Source organism: Myxococcales bacterium (genome assembly GCA_016706225.1).
GTDB lineage: Bacteria > Myxococcota_A > Polyangia > Polyangiales > Polyangiaceae > JADJKB01.
This window is the reverse complement of record JADJKB010000005.1, coordinates 570,746-586,389: the sequence shown is the minus strand read 5'-3', so window position 1 is coordinate 586,389 and position 15,644 is coordinate 570,746. Positions and strand designations below refer to the sequence as shown.

Below are 15,644 nucleotides of genomic sequence, written 5' to 3'. Positions count from 1 at the left end.
CTCGCTGAGCCCCCGGGCATTTCCGGCGCAGGCGAACGCGGGCCGCGATCAACGCATCACACGAGAGCCAACATGACCCATCTGTTCACTTCCGAGTCCGTCAGCGAAGGCCATCCCGACAAGATCTGCGACCAGATCTCGGACGCCGTGGTCGATGCCTGCCTCACCCACGACCCGCGCAGCCGCGTTGCCTGTGAGACGCTGTGCAAGACGGGCTTCGTCGTGGTGGCCGGCGAGATCACCACCACCGCGGATCTCGATTTCGGCAAGATCGCCCGGGGAGTCATTCGCGACATCGGTTACACGAGCTCCGAGATGGGCTTCGACGCCACGACCTGCGGCATCCTCGCCGCCATCGAGCCTCAGTCCCCGGACATCTCCCAGGGTGTGACCGAAGGCCAAGGGCTCCACAAGGAGCAGGGCGCCGGCGATCAGGGCCTGATGTTCGGCTACGCCTGTGACGAGACGCCGGAGCTGATGCCGGCCCCCATCATGTTCTCGCACCAGCTGGTCAAGCGGCTGGCGGACGTGCGCAAGGCCGGCAAGGTCGACTTCCTCCGACCCGACAGCAAGAGCCAGGTCACCGTCGAGTACGAGAACGACCGCCCGACGCGCATCGACGCCGTGGTGATCTCGACGCAGCACAGCGCCGACGTGAAGTACAAGACGCTGAAAGAAGCCGTGATGGAGCTGTGCGTGAAAAAGAGCCTTCCAGCGGGCCTGCTCGACAAACACACCAAGTACTTCATCAACCCCACGGGGCGATTTGTCATCGGTGGACCGTTCGGGGACGCGGGCCTCACTGGCCGCAAGATCATCGTCGACACCTACGGCGGCATGGGGCGCCACGGTGGCGGAGCTTTCAGCGGCAAGGACCCGAGCAAGGTCGACCGCTCGGCTTGTTACTACGCGCGCTACGTCGCGAAGAACATCGTCGCGGCCAAGCTCGCGCGCCGCGTCGAGGTGCAGGTCGCCTACGCCATCGGCGTCGCGCGCCCCGTCGGTGTCTACGTGCACACGTTCGGCACCGGCGTCGTCAGTGACGAGGTCTTGCAGAAGTACGTCGCCGACAAGTTCGACATGCGGCCGAAGGCGCTGATCGAGGAGCTCGATCTGCTCATGCCGATCTACCGCAAGACCGCCGCGTACGGTCACTTCGGCCGCAAGGAGTTCAGCTGGGAGAGCACCGAGCGCGCAGCGCGCATGGCCGACGATCTACTGCCCGGCAAGGCGAAGAGCGCGACCAAGGGCAGCAACGGCGGCAGCAACGGTCACGGCAAGAGCAAGAAGAAGAAGTCCGGCGGCAAGGGCGCGGCCCACGCTCGAGCCTGAGAGCGTGTCGGGCGGCGTTCAGCCGCCACGGAAAATTCCACTCAGCGTGTTTTACCCCCACATTTTTGGGGAAAACACGCTGTGTGTCCATGTGGGGAGCGGCGTGACAGTACCCGCCCCCGCAGCTACCCTTCCGGAGCGGCAGACCTCCCTCTTCGAGGTGCTGGCCGCGGCGCGCCCCCGCGCGCTCGGCGGTTGGTCATGCGGTACACCTCGCGCACGGCGCTCGCTCTCTCTCTGCTCGCGCTGAGCATGGGAAGTGTGTGTGCCCTCGCCTGCTCCGCGTCTTCTTCCGCCAGCGGCGGCAGCGGCGGCAACGGCGGTATCTCGGTGGGCGGCGGAGGGTCCGGGGGAACCGGCATCAGCATCGGCGGCAACGGCGGCAGCGGCGGCAAGCTCACCGAGGCCCCCCCGTGCAACGCCACGGATCCGAACGTAGACAACGACAAGGACGGCTTCACGCCGGCCCAGGGCGACTGCAACGACTGCACGAAACAGATGAACCCAGGCGCGTACGACTACCGCGCGAACGGCGTCGACGAGGACTGCAACGGGATCCCGGACGACGAACCGGCCGACTGCGATGCAACCCACGTCGACGTCGCTGACCCCGATCCGATGCTGGCGGCGCGCGTGATGGGGATCTGCCGGATCGCGACGGAAAAGAGCTGGGGGCTCGTCAGCGCAAAGTACGTCAAGGCCGACGGCACCATCGGCATGGCGTCGGTGTCTCACGGACTTCTGCCGGGTTTTGGTCCCAACGTGAAGCCGCGTCTCGGAGCCAACATGCTGGCCCTCTCCAGCGGCACGGCCCGTCAACCCACCGATCCCGGTTATCTGAGCCCGGATGGCGCCGAGCTCGGCACGGCGAGCTACACCCCTCCAGGGTTCCCCATCGATTCTCCGGCGTGTGGCAACGTCAAGACCGCGAATGACGACGCCGCCAACAACCCCGCGGCCCTCGAGCTGGTGATCCGCGCGCCCACCAACGCCAATCTGCTGAGCTTCGATTTCAACTTCTACACCTACGAATTCCCTGCCTTCGTCTGCACCCAGTTCAACGACTTCTTCGTCGTACTGCAGAGCCCTGCGCCAAAGAGCGCGCAGAATGGCAACATCTCGTTCGACGTGCAAGGCAACCCGGTCAGCGTCAACAACGGCTACCTCGAGGTGTGCGCCGCGCAGACGGCGGGCACCAAGCAGTTCGATTGCAAGCTCGGGCCGAGCGCCCTCGACGGGACCGGCTTCGAAGGGCACGCCGCGACGGGCTGGCTCAACACCCAGTCTCCGGTCGCGGGCGGCTACGAGATCACACTCCGATTCGCGATCTGGGACATGGGAGACGAGGTGCTCGACTCCACGGTGCTGATCGACAATTTCACCTTCGACGTCGGGGACGGTGGCACTCCGGTGACCCAACCCGTCCCTCGCTGAGGCTTTGCTTTTCTCTTCAACCCATCACTTCTGGACAGGCACATGGCACGCTCAAAACTGACTCTGATCGGGATTTCGGGCTCTCTCTTGGTGGCGTTGGCGGCGGTCGGGTGCTCCAGCGCGGGAAGCAGCGGCGGCGGCACGGGCAATGGCACTGGCTTCGGCGGCGGCGGCAGCGGCGGGGGCGGCGGGGGCATCAACCTCGGCGGCACCAACGGTGGCGGCACGGGCGGCGGCTCCGGCGGGGGCTGGACCTGCACGCCGGGAAAGCCCGAGCCGGGCGCCATCGACATTCCCGGCAACGGCAAGGACGACGACTGCGACGGCACCCCGGACAACGGTCCCCCGCCCAACTGCGACGCCGCCATCACCGCGGTCGAGGATAACGACCCGATGAATGCAGCGAGGGCCATCGGCCTGTGTCAGGTCTCTGATGGAGTGAAATGGGGCGTCATCGAGGCCAAATACGTCAAGGCGGACGGCTCGCCCGCGGACAGCTTCCCGCCGGTCAACCCGCTGCAACACGGGCTGCTGACCCAATTTGGCTCGAACACGAACGTGCAGGAGGGCGCCCGCATGTTGGGTCTCTCCAGCGGGACGGCTCGGCAGGTCACGGATCTCGGCTACCAACCCGTCAGCGGCTTCGACGCCGGCTCGATGGGCACGACCCCCAGCGGGTTCCCCATCGACTCACCGTCCTGCCCCAATGTTCAGACCGCCAACGACCCGCAGGCGTTCAACCCCGTGGCCTTGGAGATCAAGATCAAGGCGCCACTGAACGCCAAGAGCTTCAGGTTCAATTTCAATTTCTACACCTACGAGTTCCCGGGCTACGTCTGCACGCAATTCAACGACTTCTTCGTCGCGCTGCAGAGCCCCGCACCTCCGAGCGCGCTCAAGGGCAACATCTCCTTCGACTCCAAGACCAACCCGGTCAGCGTGAACAACGGCTTCCTCGAGGTGTGCGATCCGACCGTGGGCGCGTCGAGTCCCGGTGGAAAGTTCTTCCCCTGCACGCTCGGCACTGCCGGGCTGCAAGGCACCGGGTTCGAGCCGGGCGCCGCGACCGGTTGGCTCGAGACCCAGTCTCCGGTGTCCGGGGGCAGCGAATTCACGCTGCGTTTTGCGATCTGGGACATGGGCGACCCGGTCCTCGACTCGAGTGTGTTGATCGACAACTTCACCTGGTCCACCGAGGGCGGCGACATTCCCGTCACGAGTCCAGTGCCCGTTCCAAAGTGACCCGCGACGCATGTGCGCCGTACGATCTCATCAGTCTCTCGATCGACAATCGCCGTTCATCGGATAAACTGCAGAGCAGACACGGAGGCCGGCTCACTCCGTGCGAGGTGCGAAGATGATTCGTAAAGTCCTGGTTCTTTCCTCCGCCGTGTGTGTGGGTGTGCTCTCGAGTGCTTGCAGCAGCAGCTCGGCGGGCGGCAGCGCAGACAACCTCTTCTCGGGCGGCGCCGCCGGCGTCGGTAGCAGCGGCTCCGGCGCGTCCGGTGGCATGAACTACGGTGGTGATCCAGGCAGCGGCGGCAGCGGCGGCGGCATCATCATCGACACCGACTCGGGCGCTGGCGGCAGCGGCACAGGCTGCACGTCGGGGCCGACCGAGGACAAGGACCAAGACGGCTTCAGCGTTCAAGACGGCGACTGCAACGACTGCGACGCAAACGCCAACCCCGGCGCGTACGACGTCGCCGGAAACAACGTCGACGAAGACTGCAACGGTACGGCGGACGATTCGGCGTTCGACTGTGATGGCAGCATCACCGATTTGGCCGACACCGACGCAATGCATGGCGCCATCGCCATCGGACTGTGCCAGCAGGCGTCGCCGGGCGACAAGAAGTGGGGCGTGCTCGAGGCCAAATACGTGATGGCCGACGGCAGCCCGGGCATGAACCCACTGAGCCACGGCTTGCTCGAAGCGTTTGGACCGAACGTAAACGTGCAAGAAGGCAAGCGCCTCCTGGCGCTCTCGAGCGGCACCGCGCGCCAGCCGACTGACCCCGGCTACCAGAGTGTGGGGGGAGCCAACATGGGCACGACCAGCCCGCCGCCCTCACCGCAGTTCCCCATCGACACTCCAACCTGTCCCGGGGTGACCACGGTGGGCAAGCCGGCCAACGACCCCGCCGCGTTGGAGCTCAAGATCCGCGTTCCCACCAACGCCAAGAGCTTCACCTACAACTTCAACTTCTACTCGTACGAGTGGCCGGGGTTCGTCTGCTCGAGCTACAACGACTTCTTCGCCGCACTGCAGACGCCGGCGCCCCCGAACGCAGCACTCGGCAACATCTCGTTCGACAGCCAGGGCAACCCGGTCAGCGTGAACAACGGCTTCATGGACGCTTGCGGATGCCAGAACGGGGCTCCGTGCACGGCCGGCGGCAAGGTGTTCCCGTGCAGCCTCGGCGTGACCATCCTGAACGGCACCGGTTTTGGTGACTCGGCGACCTACCCGCATGCGGCGACCGGCTGGCTCGAGACCCAATCCCCGGTCACACCCGGCAGCGAGATCACGCTGCGCTTTGCCATCTGGGATGCTGGCGATCACATCCTCGACTCGTCCGTGCTGATCGACAACTTCAAGTTCAGCGCAGATGAAGCCACCGGTGGCTCGACGACGAAACCCGTGCCCACTCCCAAGTGAACCCTGGCACTGGGGGCCTTCCCCAGGCGCCACCCCAACATCGCGCGACCCGTGAGAACCAACATGAAGAATCGAGCTTTGTCTGTCTTGGGATCGACCGGCCTCGCGGCCCTCACCGTTGCGGCGTGCGGCGGCGCTGGCGGCGGGGCGGCGGCGGCGACCTGTTCACCGGCGGCGCCGCTGGTGTTGGGGGCGCAGGCGCAGTCGGCGGCATGAACATCGGCGGCAGCGCGGCAGGAGGCACTGGCGGGGGGCTGGTCATCGACGGCGGCGGGGCCACGGGCGGCGGGAGCTCGAGCTGCAAGTCCGGCCCCACCGAAGATCAAGACAAGGACGGCTTCACGAGCCAAGACGGCGACTGCAACGACTGCGACGCCAACGCTAACCCGGGCGCCTACGACGTGCCGGGCAACAACGTCGACGAGGACTGCAACGGCAAGGCCGACGACGCCGCGGTCGACTGTGACTCCGCCATCACCGGCGTCGACGATCTCGATCCCATGAACGGCGCGCGCGCGATCGGCATTTGCCAGCAAGCCACGGCCGGCGACAAGAAGTGGGGGGTGCTCGAGGCCAAGTGGGTGAAGGCCGATGGCTCGCCGGGCATGAACGACCTGGGGCACGGCCTCTTGCCGAAATTCGGACCCAACGTGAACTGCCAGGAGGGCAAGCGCATGCTCGGCCTGTCCAGCGGCACGGCCCGTGAGCCGACCGAGCCGGACTACGCGGATGTCGGGGGCGAGGACATGAGCACGACCAGCCCACCGCCCGCTGGGTTCCCGGTGGACTCACCCACTTGCCCGGGCAACAACACCACCGGCACGACGGCCAACGATCCGGCCGCGCTCGAGCTGAAGATCCGCGTGCCCACCAACTCGAAGAGTTTCTCCTTCAAGTTCAACTTCTACACCTACGAGTGGCCGGACTTCGTGTGCTCGAGCTACAACGACTCGTTCGTTGCGCTCCAGATGCCAGCGCCGCCGAACGCAAAGCTCGACAACATCTCGTTCGACACCCAAGGCAACCCGGTCAGTGTGAACAACGGCTTCCTCGAGGCCTGCGGTTGTGGTGGCGGACCGCCCTGCTCCGCCGGTGGCAAGAACTTCGCGTGCACACTCGGCACCGGCATCCTCCAGGGGACCGGCTTCGGCATGGACACGACCCTCTACGATGATCACGGCGCAACGGGCTGGCTCGAGACCAAGAGCCCCGTGGCGCCGGGCAGCGAGGTGATCTTGCGCTTTGCCATCTGGGACGCCGGCGACCACGTGCTCGACTCCAGCGTCTTGATCGACGACTTTGTCTTCAGCGCCGACGAAGCAACCGGCACGACCACCAACCCTGTGCCGACACCGAAGTGACGGTTCAGCGCACGCAGTTGCGACCCGCCGCCTTGGCGGCGTAGAGCTGCGTGTCGGCACGCTCGTAGAGCTTCTCGGGCGCTTCATCCGGCGCGACGCGCTCGGCGACGCCGAGGCTCACGGTGATGGGAATGCGCGTGCCTTCGGAGCTGAACGTGGACGCCTCGACCGCGCGGCGCACGTGCTCCGCCAGCTGCCAGGCGTGCGCCGCGGGGGCGCCCGGACACAGAATCGCAAACTCTTCGCCACCCGTGCGGGCGAAGACGGTGCCGGGCGGGAGCACCTGAGAGACGACGGCGGAGGACTGCCTGAGCACCGCGTCACCCGCAGGATGGCCATGGGTGTCGTTGACCTGTTTGAAGTGATCGAGGTCGAAGATGATGAGGCTGACCGGCGCACCATCGAAGCGCGCGCGCCACATGGTGTTGTGCAGCGTTTCGTCGAAGTGGCTGCGGTTGAAGATGCCGGTGAGGCCGTCGTAGCGCATGAGGCGCTGAATTTCCTCATGGTACGCCGCCTCGACGTTGCCACCGGCGAGGTACTTCAAGAGCACCTTGCCAATGCCAACGCGGTCACCATCCGTGAGGGGGTGTTCGCCGACCTTGTTTTCGTTCACGAAGGTGCCGTTGGTAGAGCGCAGATCTTCGATGAAATGCCGCGTTCCATCCCAGCGAATGCGCGCGTGGAGGCGACTGACGCTGTCGAGGTCGAGCTGGAAGCCGCAGCCGACGCCCCGGCCGATGTCGAGGGTCTCTTCCCCAAGCAGCACGCGGTGCCCGAGACGCGGACCGGCGATGACGACCAAGAATGCCTGACCGGGCGTGCTCTTGCGCCACGAGCGTGTGAAGTCACGCGTGACGGTGACTTCCACCGTCGTCTCGAACAGGTCGTCTCCTGCCACTTCGGGAACTTGAACCGTATCACAGCGCGCGTCACGCCTGGCGACGGCGACCCTGGCGAAACAATGTAGGGAGCTGTACGGCGGACCGGCGCGAGGGGGTTCGCTGGTTCGTAGCGGGTCAGCCGAATCGCCCCGACAAAACGCCGGCGGCCGCCTCGCCTTCGAGACAGCCGCCGGGGGCCTTACCGCGTACGCGGAAGCGGGAGCTCAAATGTCGTAGTACAGCGTGTACTCGATGGGCGTCGGGTGCAGGCGCGAGAGCTTGAGGTCGTTCTCACGCTTGTATTCGAGCCACATGCTGACGACGTCCTTGGTGAAGACGTCGCCCTTCAGCAGGTACTGATGGTCCCGCTCGAGGGCGTCCAGGCTCTCTTCGAGGGACGCGGGCATGTGCGGCACGTCCTTGAGCTCTTCCGGTGAGAGTGAGTAGATGTCCTTGTCGAGGGGATCACCCGGGTCGATCTTGTTCTGAATCCCGTCGAGCCCCGCCATCATCATCGCCGAGAAGGTGATGTACGGGTTGCCCGTCGGATCGGGGAACCGCACCTCGATGCGACGTGACTTCGGGGACGCCGAGTACGTCGAGATGCGAATGGCCGCCGAGCGGTTGCGGCTCGAGTACGCCAAGTTCACCGGCGCCTCGTAGCCCGGGACCAGACGTTTGTAGCTGTTGGTGGTGGGGTTGGTGAGCGCCGCCAGGCTGCGCGCGTGCTTGAGAATGCCGCCGATGTAGAACAGCGCCATGTCCGACATTCCCGCGTAACCGTCGCCCGCGAACAGCGGCTTGCCGTCGGACCACAACGACTGGTGGCAGTGCATGCCGTTGCCGTTGTCGCCGAACATCGGCTTCGGCATGAAGGTCGCAGTCTTGCCGTTCTTGTGGGAGACGTTCTTCACGATGTGTTTGAACCACATCAGCTTGTCTGCGCAGCGCACCAAGCTGTCGTACTTCATGTCGATCTCACCCTGGCCGGCGGTCGCGACCTCGTGGTGGCTGACCTCGACCTCGATACCGACCTGTTTCATCGTCAGGCAGATGTCCGTGCGGAGATCCATCTGCGAGTCCTGGGGCGAGACCGGGAAGTAACCCTCCTTGTGGCGGATCTTGTGGCCAAGGTTCGGGCGCTCGTCGCGACCGGTGTTCCAATCCGCCTCGACGGAGTCGATGCGGAAATAGGCCTCGTGACCGCTGGCGTCGAAACGCACATCGTCGAAGATGAAAAACTCGGCTTCGGGGCCGAAAAAGCAGGTATCGGCCAGGCCGGTGCTCTTCAGGTAGGCCTCCGCCTTCTTGGCGATGTGGCGCGGGTCGCGCGAGTAGTTCTGGCGCGTGATGGTGTCCTGCACCGTGCACAAGAGGCTCAAGGTCGGGTGTTTGGTGAACGGATCCATGACCGCCGTCGCAGGGTCCGGGATCAGCAGCATGTCGCTCTGGTTGATCGGCTGGAATCCGCGAATCGACGAGCCGTCGAAGCCGAACCCATCCTCGAAGCTATCCACCTCCAGTCGCTCGAAGGGGACCGAGGTGTGCTGCCACTTGCCCGGCAGGTCGATGAACTTGAGGTCGACCATGACCGCGCCGCTCTTCTTGCCGTATTCGATGACTTCCTTGGGATTCATTGCTTCGTTCTCCTCGGAGCTCGCAGGCTCCGCTCAGATTGCTTCCTCGCCGCGCTCTCCGGTTCGGATTCGCACGGCCTCGTCAATCGGCGTGACGAAGATCTTTCCGTCGCCGATGCGCCCAGTCTTGGCGCTCTTCTCGATGGCATCGATCACCTCTTTGACCATCGCCTCGGGCACGACGATCTCGAGCTTCACCTTGGGCACGAAGTCGACCACGTAGGCAGAACCTCGGTAGACCTCCTTCTTGCCGCCGGTGCGACCGAAACCCTTCACCTCCGTGACCGTCATACCTTGGATGCCGACCTCGGACAGGGCGTCCTTCACCTCGTCGAGCTTGAAGGGTTTGATGATGGCTTCGACCTTCTTCATGACGTACTCCGGCGCGTCCGGCCCAGCGCCGCGCGCCGGACGGGAGTAGCTCCCCCCGTGTTTCGGAATTGTTTCCGACGCACGTCAGAGTCAGGCACAAGTTGTCCACACGTTCACGGCTCGGAAGACTGAGCCAAGAGCGCGGTGATTTCGTCGGAAGGCGCCGGTTTCGCCGCGGCCAGGCCACGAAATGTCTTCGCCCGCGTTCGCCCGATCGGCGGGAAATTGCAGCTCCGACCCCCACCGTACAGGCTGAACATGCCGAAGTCCCACGCGACGCCCGCGGCGCCGCAGGCGCGCCGGGAGCGCGAGAGCAGTCGCATGCCGACCTCGAAACAACGTCCGAGCGCCGCAGCAGTGTCGCCGAGCAGTGAACTGGCGAACTCCTCCCGCGCTCTTGCGTCAGCGATGATGCCGTCGCGCTCCGCACTCGGGATCCAGCTGGCGACGCGTGGGCCTTGATCGAGCGCGACCTGGACCAGACACGCCTCGCGGTGGGGACCGCGCCCGAGGGGTGGATGTCCGAACTGCACGTCCTCCCGAAGTCCGGACTCGTGCAGCGCGACCGTGAGTGTGGCGAGGGCGAGGGAGCGTTGGCTTCCTGGCCAGGCGAGCGGCTCGCAGCTCGGCTCCGTGCATTCGTACAGGCGCTTCGAGGTCGCAGCGAGTGCGCGAGCGATGCCTGCGAAGCGGCGCAGTGCGTGCGGACGCGTCTCGACCCGCGTCCAGCCGCCGCGCGCGACGGAGTAACTCGGTGGAGCAGCGAGCGCCGATGGCTCGGCACACTCCGGCGCGAGCTCGCAGCCGGCAGCCTTGGTGTTCGTGCGGCACTCGGGCACGAGCTCGCGCGAGTACGGCGACTGGCCGGGGTGCCCGTGTTGCAGCATCAGCCCGAGGAGGAGCTCGGCGAGCTCGAGCTTGGCCATGGCGACGACCCTAGAGGCTCTTGGGCGGCGATGGAACCGCGTGGCAGCGCCCGAGCCTCACTCGAGAGCGCCAAGCGATGCACATCGTTCAGGGATTCGGCTTGAGCATTCTGTACGGCGGCAGCGACGGCGGCGGCGGCGGGATCGAGTCGTCGAACGCTTCGGGGTCTTCGTCACCAAAACAGATGCCGAGCTGGCGAGCCGACAAGAGCGCGTCCGAATCGAGCGGCACGGTGCGGTTGTTCGCGGTGCCTTCCGCGAGCGGCACCAGCTTGATCTGGCTGCCACGAACGGCGACCAGCCCGCTTTCCGTGCTCTCGTCGATGAAACGCGTCGCTGCGCAACCGAGGCGCAGCGACAGCACGCGGTCGGTCATCACGGGGCTCCCACCGCGCTGCAAGTGTCCCAGCACGATGCTGCGGGCCTCCTTGCCGGTGCGAGTCTGAAGCTCACCCGCGATCCGCTCGGCGATCCCCCCGAGCTGACCGTGTTCCTTGAACTTGCCGGCCTCCGCCTTGAAGACCGCGGCGCCATCTTTGGGCGTCGCTCCTTCGGCAACGACCACGATGGTGAACCGCCGGTTGATCGCCTCGCGCCAGCGGATCTTGGCGCACACTCGCTCGATTTCGAACGGGATCTCCGGGATCAGAATCGCATCGGCGCCGCCGGCCATGCCCGAGTAGAGCGCGATCCAACCGGCATGTCGGCCCATCACCTCGACCACCATCACTCGCTCGTGCGCCTGCGCGGTGGTGTGCAGTTTGTCGATGGCGTCGCTGGCTGTGGCCACGGCGGTGTCGAACCCAAAGGTGAGATCGGTCCCCGGCAGATCGTTGTCGATGGTCTTGGGGACGGCCACGACCCGGGGCAATCCCCGCTCGAGGAGCTGCGAAGCCAGTCGAATCGAGCCGTCACCGCCGATGGCCACCAGAGCGTCGATGCCCAGCTGCTTGAAGCGAGCCACCACCCTCGCCGACACGTCCGTCGGCACCAGCTCTCCAGATTTCAGCACTGGATAGTTGAACGGGTCGCTCCGGTTGGTGCTGCCCAGGATGGTGCCGCCAAGGTGGTGGATGCCGCGCACCGCGTTGCGGTCCAGGGACACCACACCGTCGGGCTCGTCGAGCAGACCGCGGTAGCCGTAACGGATCCCCAACACCTCCCAGCCGCGGGAGATGCCACTGATCGCAACGGCGCGAATCACCGCGTTGAGCCCGGGCGCGTCCCCGCCCCCGGTGTTGATCGCAATCCTCTTGATCATGGAGGCGAATGTTAGTGTAGACGGGCGGCTCGTTCACGACTCATCGTGCGCGAGTCCGCGGCGCTCTCGCCTAGCCCCGCAGCGATTGCACTCTGGATGAAGCCTCTCCCGCTACCTCTCGAGCTCGGGCAATACCCCACGCCGGTATTTCGTGCGGACCTGCTCTCTACGGAGCACGCCGAGCTGTGGGTGAAGAACGACGGTGTCACTGCCCCCGAATACGGCGGCAACAAGATCCGCAAACTGGAGTGGGTCCTGTCCGAGGTCCGTTCCCGGGGCGCGCGGCGCATCGTCACGACCGGCGCCGGCGGCAGCCACCACGTGCTGGCAACGGCCATCCACGCGCGCAAAATTGACGTTGGGGTCACCGCGGTGCTGTGCCCTCAGCCCTGGACGGAGCACGCCGAGCGGACACTGCGCGCATCGCTGGGCCAGGGCATCGAGGTCCGGAGCGTCGGCTCGATGAGCGGCGTTCCGCTCGGCCTGCTGCGCACGCTCCGCCTCGGTGACTACTACCTTCCGGCCGGTGGCTCGAACACCCTGGGCACCCTCGCTTATGCCCGGGCGGTTGCCGAGCTGCTGGGACAGATCCAGAGCGGTGAGCTGCCGGAGCCCGATGTGATCGTGGCCCCGCTGGGCTCCGGCGGCACCGTGGCTGGGCTGCTCGCGGGCGTACTCCGAGAGGGACTGCCGAGCCGCGTCATCGGAGTGTCCGTCGCCGTGAACGCGGCGCTGGCCCGCTCGATGGTCCTGGTGCTCGCGCGCAGCGCGCTGCGTGCTGACGGCGGCGAGGCGGGGGTGCTGCGGCTGTCCCGAGCCCTCGAGGTCGACGCGGGGCAGCGCGGCGCCGGCTACGGCTACCGCACGGCGGCCGGCGATCACGCAACCGAGCGGGCACACGAGATCGGCTTGACCCTCGACGCGACCTACACCGCGAAGACCTTCGCCCGAGCCCTCGCCGAGGTTCGGCGCCCCTCGGCTCGACGGCGCATCGTCCTGTATTGGCACACCCTGTCCGCCGCCCCCTTCGAGCCGCTGCTAGTCGGCGCGCCACCCCACGTGCCCCCGCCCCTCCGAAAGCTGCTCCCGAGAGCCTGACATTCGCCAAATTCCTTCGGATTTTCGCCGCGCTTCGCTCGTGCTTTCTCGCGCTTCGAGGGCACCCTTGCTAACGTGGCCCCGAAGGCGCCGCCGCGCTTCGAACATCCGGCGCACAGCATGGCTTCCCCCCCTAACAAGTCGCAGGTTCCGGTCGGTACCGTCCTGGAGGGGAAGTTCCGCATCACGAAAGAGATCGGACGCGGTGGCATGGCCACCGTCTACGAGGCGGAGAACATCACCCTCGGCAAACGCGTCGCGGTGAAGATCCTCTCGGCGGAGCTGGTCACCTCTCGCATCGTCCGCGAACGTTTCATTCGTGAGGCCCGCGCGGCAGCCGCGATTCGCAGCCCGAACATCTGCGACGTCTACGACTCGGGCATGTTCGACAGCCGGCCGTTCCTGGTCATGGAGCTGCTGGAGGGCGAGAGCCTCTACGACATGATGACGCGCGTGCGGCGCATCGACGCGGACACGACGCTAGCCGTGATGACCCAGGCCGCGCGGGGGCTGCAGAAGGCCCACGACTCCAGCGTCATTCACCGCGATCTCAAGCCCGAGAACATCTTCATCATCAAGACCCCGGAGGGGGAGATGGTGGTGAAGATCCTCGATTTCGGGCTGGCGAAATTCTACGAACAAACGGGAGAGGCGGCGTCACCGCGACTGACCCGCGAGGGAGCGCTGTTCGGCACCCCCGCGTACATGAGCCCGGAGCAGGCCAAGGGGCAGGGTGAGGTCGATCTGCGGGCCGATCTGTGGGCACTCGGCTGCATCGTGTACGAGTGCCTGACCGGCACGACGGTCTGGAACGTGGATCAAGGGGTGGCGATGATCCTGGCTCAGATCGCCGGAGCACCGATCCCGAAACCCTCGAAGCTGCTGCCCGATCTGCCCGCGCGGTTCGACTCGTGGTTCACGAAGGCACTGGAGCGCGACCCCGAGAAACGCTTCCAGACCGCGAAGGAGTTCGCGGAGACCCTGGCCGAGGCGCTGCAGCCCGCGACCAGTGTCTCACCTCCGGCTTGGCGGCAGAGCTCTGCGCCGAGCGCCGAGGAGGGTGCGCTCGTGGACCTGCTCGTGAACCAGAGTCAGAGCGGGATCCCGCCAGCGCGACCGGCACCGAGCCCCGCCGACGCAGTGCTCACCAACACTCCCTCGCCGGCCAAAAAAAGCGGCATGGGCGCGATTTGGGCGTTGCTTGCCGTGGCATCGCTCGCACTCGGTGGCTATGCCGCTTGGTTCTACGGCCTCTTCCCTCGCCCCCCCGTCGCACGACCGGCAACGAGCCTACCGACGGCGAGCGCGAGCGTCGCGCCCGCGCCCTCGGCTAGCGTACCGACGTACGACAGACCGCTCGAGACCGACGCCTACGCAAAGTCCGTCGCCCAAGCGCAAGAGCTCATGCAAAACGGGCAGGGTGATGCGTCTCTCGCGGCCTTCAAAGAGGCGTTCAACAACGGCGGCTCGGGTGTGTCACGCGGCCTGCTCAGCCAGGCCGCGGTGGCGATCCCCAACTCCGACGGCAAATGCAAGGCGATGGCCCTCGGTCGGCCTCGACCCTTCGACCGGACGACGCCGAGCTCACGACCGGACATCGCCGTCACGACCGTGGGGCCCATCGTGACTTGGGTCGACAATCAACAGGATGCCACGCGCCGCCAGGCCTTCACCACCGTTCTCGACACCGCCCTTCGCCGAGTGGCACCGGCTCGACTCGTCACGCCCGAGGCAAGCTCTGCGCGCCACACCCAGCTGCTCGTTGCCGGCAACCGGCTGGCGCTCTTGTTCTGGGACGATGGCGGGGCCGATCCGGGAGTTCACGCGAGACTGCTCGAACCCGACGGGCGCATGGCCGGTCCGTCCCGACGCATTTCCGAGGCCAAGCGCGCCGAGTTCTACCCAAGCTTCGATCGCGGCGCAGACGGTTCCTATTGGGTGGTCTGGGAGCAGGCCGTCGACGACGGCGTCGACTTGGTCGCGCGCCATCTGTCGCACGAGGTCGAGCCGCTGGGTCCGATCACGAGATTGACGGCATTGGGCTCCGGACGGGATGGCCACGGCGCGCTGGCGAGCCGCCCCAGCTTGGCCATCGCGGAGAGCGGCCTGGTCATCTCGTTCATGCTCGAGCGCGACAAGAAACGTCGCGTGATGATCCTCGATGTTCCGTTCACGGACTCGGCGCTCGCGACGGGCGTCAAGATAGACGGAAAGAAGAAGACGGAAGACCGCCACCTCGGCAAGTTGATCGCGGTGAGCCCGACCCGCGGCACCCGCGGCGAGGCGCGCATCGTATGCGACAAGGCCGAGTGTTTCGTGGCCTGGGACGACGACAAGGCCGGAGCCTTCGCGGGCTTCTTCAACCTCGAGAAGTCGCAGACCATCTGGCACCGTGAGTTCGCCCGAGGTGGCTCCGCGCCCTCGATCGCGAAGAGCCCGACCGGCGCAATGGTCGCCTATTTCGAGGGCAATCGCGTCAAGCTCGCGAGCATGACCCGCGACGGCGTCGAGCCGGCCGGGGTGATCGCAAAAGTGGGCGGGACGCAGCCCTACCCGGCGATCGCCGCGGGGGCGAAGGCGGGTCAGTGGTATGTTTCGTGGAGGGACTACGAATCGGGGCACCTCGAACCCTACGTAGTCCGGGCTGAGTGCCAGTGAACCGCCCAAGCTCGTCGCC

12 protein-coding genes are annotated in these 15,644 nt (G+C 66.2%); 7 read left to right on the top strand and 5 right to left on the bottom strand.

Going from position 1 to position 15,644, the window contains the following annotated elements; translation table 11 throughout:
• Positions 1-72: 72 nt before the first annotated feature.
• The 5 genes from IPI67_10340 (at position 73) to IPI67_10320 (ending at position 6,789) form a co-directional block, all read left to right on the top strand.
• A complete protein-coding gene (locus IPI67_10340) occupies positions 73-1,332 on the top strand; it encodes a methionine adenosyltransferase (GenBank protein ID MBK7580591.1) in 1,260 nt (419 codons plus the stop codon).
• Between the two features lie 201 nt (positions 1,333-1,533).
• Complete coding sequence (locus IPI67_10335; protein ID MBK7580590.1) at positions 1,534-2,766, top strand: choice-of-anchor L domain-containing protein; 1,233 nt, start codon at positions 1,534-1,536, stop codon at positions 2,764-2,766.
• 42 nt (positions 2,767-2,808) lie between these two features.
• Positions 2,809-4,008, top strand: a complete 1,200-nt coding sequence (locus tag IPI67_10330) for a choice-of-anchor L domain-containing protein (protein MBK7580589.1) — start codon at positions 2,809-2,811, stop codon at positions 4,006-4,008.
• A 115-nt stretch (positions 4,009-4,123) separates the two neighbouring features.
• Complete coding sequence (locus IPI67_10325) at positions 4,124-5,428, top strand: putative metal-binding motif-containing protein (protein MBK7580588.1); 1,305 nt, start codon at positions 4,124-4,126, stop codon at positions 5,426-5,428.
• A gap of 125 nt (positions 5,429-5,553) precedes the next feature.
• Complete coding sequence (locus tag IPI67_10320) at positions 5,554-6,789, top strand: putative metal-binding motif-containing protein (GenBank protein ID MBK7580587.1); 1,236 nt, start codon at positions 5,554-5,556, stop codon at positions 6,787-6,789.
• A gap of 4 nt (positions 6,790-6,793) precedes the next feature.
• Here the strand turns inward: IPI67_10320 and IPI67_10315 are convergent, their stop codons facing one another.
• From IPI67_10315 to IPI67_10295, 5 genes are all read right to left on the bottom strand, one after another.
• Complete coding sequence (locus IPI67_10315) at positions 6,794-7,690, bottom strand: GGDEF domain-containing protein (protein ID MBK7580586.1); 897 nt, start codon at positions 7,688-7,690, stop codon at positions 6,794-6,796.
• 207 nt (positions 7,691-7,897) lie between these two features.
• Positions 7,898-9,310, bottom strand: coding sequence for a type I glutamate--ammonia ligase (glnA, locus tag IPI67_10310; protein ID MBK7580585.1), 1,413 nt, complete (start codon positions 9,308-9,310; stop codon positions 7,898-7,900).
• Between the two features lie 33 nt (positions 9,311-9,343).
• Entirely contained in the window at positions 9,344-9,682 is a 339-nt protein-coding gene (locus IPI67_10305) for a P-II family nitrogen regulator (protein MBK7580584.1), read from the bottom strand.
• A gap of 113 nt (positions 9,683-9,795) precedes the next feature.
• Positions 9,796-10,608, bottom strand: coding sequence for a hypothetical protein (locus tag IPI67_10300; GenBank protein MBK7580583.1), 813 nt, complete (start codon positions 10,606-10,608; stop codon positions 9,796-9,798).
• Between the two features lie 88 nt (positions 10,609-10,696).
• Entirely contained in the window at positions 10,697-11,869 is a 1,173-nt protein-coding gene (locus IPI67_10295) for an ATP-dependent 6-phosphofructokinase (protein ID MBK7580582.1), read from the bottom strand.
• A gap of 96 nt (positions 11,870-11,965) precedes the next feature.
• On the opposite strand from IPI67_10295, the gene IPI67_10290 reads away from it, so the two are divergent.
• Together IPI67_10290 and IPI67_10285 are read left to right on the top strand one after the other, a co-directional pair.
• A complete protein-coding gene (locus tag IPI67_10290) occupies positions 11,966-12,967 on the top strand; it encodes a pyridoxal-phosphate dependent enzyme (GenBank protein MBK7580581.1) in 1,002 nt (333 codons plus the stop codon).
• A gap of 120 nt (positions 12,968-13,087) precedes the next feature.
• The gene (locus IPI67_10285; protein MBK7580580.1) at positions 13,088-15,625 is read left to right on the top strand and encodes a serine/threonine protein kinase; all 2,538 of its coding nucleotides are present in this window, start codon (positions 13,088-13,090) and stop codon (positions 15,623-15,625) included.
• The last annotated feature ends 19 nt before the right edge of the window (positions 15,626-15,644 follow it).

Coding starts and splice junctions, on each gene's coding strand:
- IPI67_10340 (MBK7580591.1), top strand. CDS start 73: ATGACCCATCTGTTCACTTCCGAGTCCGTCAGCGAAGGCCATCCCGAC.
- IPI67_10335 (MBK7580590.1), top strand. CDS start 1,534: ATGCGGTACACCTCGCGCACGGCGCTCGCTCTCTCTCTGCTCGCGCTG.
- IPI67_10330 (MBK7580589.1), top strand. CDS start 2,809: ATGGCACGCTCAAAACTGACTCTGATCGGGATTTCGGGCTCTCTCTTG.
- IPI67_10325 (MBK7580588.1), top strand. CDS start 4,124: ATGATTCGTAAAGTCCTGGTTCTTTCCTCCGCCGTGTGTGTGGGTGTG.
- glnA (MBK7580585.1), bottom strand. CDS start 9,310: ATGAATCCCAAGGAAGTCATCGAATACGGCAAGAAGAGCGGCGCGGTC.
- IPI67_10305 (MBK7580584.1), bottom strand. CDS start 9,682: ATGAAGAAGGTCGAAGCCATCATCAAACCCTTCAAGCTCGACGAGGTG.
- IPI67_10300 (MBK7580583.1), bottom strand. CDS start 10,608: ATGGCCAAGCTCGAGCTCGCCGAGCTCCTCCTCGGGCTGATGCTGCAA.
- IPI67_10295 (MBK7580582.1), bottom strand. CDS start 11,869: ATGATCAAGAGGATTGCGATCAACACCGGGGGCGGGGACGCGCCCGGG.
- IPI67_10290 (MBK7580581.1), top strand. CDS start 11,966: ATGAAGCCTCTCCCGCTACCTCTCGAGCTCGGGCAATACCCCACGCCG.
- IPI67_10285 (MBK7580580.1), top strand. CDS start 13,088: ATGGCTTCCCCCCCTAACAAGTCGCAGGTTCCGGTCGGTACCGTCCTG.